This window comes from Oleiphilus sp. HI0061, assembly GCF_001635675.1.
On the sequence record NZ_LWFE01001320.1, the window covers coordinates 1 to 1,296 of the forward strand.

Genomic DNA, 1,296 nt, shown 5'->3' on the forward strand with positions numbered 1-1,296 from the left:
AATAAATTCAACCACTTCCAAATCGAAACCTGAAATAGCTGAAAACTTAACAGGTGGATTCAATAGGCGCATTTTTGTCACGCCTAAATCACGCAAGATCTGAGAGCCTGTGCCCACTGTCAAATACGCCCCCGTTCCTGTCTGCGAAGGTGCTGGCTTGTTCACAAAAAATCCTGCCAAGCGTTCTTCCAAGTCAACAGCCGGGCCACCTAAAACTACTAAGGCGCCAGCGCCTTCTTCATTGATTCGCTCTAACGAATGCTGCATAGACCAACTCTGCGATCCTGGCACTTTAACACCTAAACTATCACGCAGGATATCAGGAGACTGAACCCGAATAACCGGCGCATCCACCTTTGATAAATCACCTCTTACAAACGCCATGTGAACATGACCTTGCAAGGTATCTTTATAAGTAATCAGATCAAATGTGCCATGCTCGGTCTCAACCTGATTCTCTTCTTGCTTAACAACGGTCTGCTCATTCAACGCCCGATAGTGAATCATGTCGGCGATTGTGCCAATCTTCAAATCATGCTCTTTTGCGAAGACTTCAAGATCAGGACGACGAGCCATAGTACCGTCTTCATTCATAATTTCGACTATAACTGAAGCCGCCTCAAAACCTGCCATACGAGCCAGATCGCAACCTGCTTCAGTATGCCCTGCTCGGCTTAATACACCACCAGGCTGCGCCACAATTGGAAACACATGGCCAGGCTGAACAATTTCACTTGGCTTAGTGTTACGTCCTACAGCTGTACGAATAGTGTGCGCACGATCAGCCGCTGAAATACCTGTTGTCACACCCGAAGCCGCTTCAATAGACACAGTAAAGTTAGTTGAAAACTGAGCATTGTTTGCGTGAGCCATCGGCGGTAAGCCGAAGAAGTCTGCCCGCTCTGCCGACATCGTCATACAGATCAAGCCTCTCGCATGTGTCGCCATAAAGTTAATATCTTCCGGACGAACCTGTTCAGCCGCAATCACTAGATCGCCCTCGTTCTCACGATCTTCATCATCCATCAATATAACCATTTTGCCTTGACGGATATCTTCAACTAATTCTTCTACGGTGTTGAGCTCCATTGAGCCTCCCCAGTGTTATTCATCTTAAAAGGCAGCGATATCGAAGGTGAAACGCTGCCTATTATTTAATACAGTGTAAAAGGTTTATCTTAAAAAACCATTTTGTGCCAGAAAGGCCTTATCCAAGTTGCCTTCCGTTTTCTGTTCAGTGACATCAGAAGAGCCTACCTGTAATAGGCGCTCAGCATAACGAGCCATCAAATCAAC

General features: G+C 46.2%; 1 protein-coding gene. It reads right to left on the reverse strand.

Going from position 1 to position 1,296, the window contains the following annotated elements; all coding sequences use genetic code 11:
* On the reverse strand, positions 1 to 1,089 hold a 1,089-nt coding region (gene ribBA, locus A3735_RS20860; protein WP_068638566.1), incomplete at its 3' end, for a bifunctional 3,4-dihydroxy-2-butanone-4-phosphate synthase/GTP cyclohydrolase II.
* Between the last annotated feature and the right edge of the window lie 207 nt (positions 1,090 to 1,296).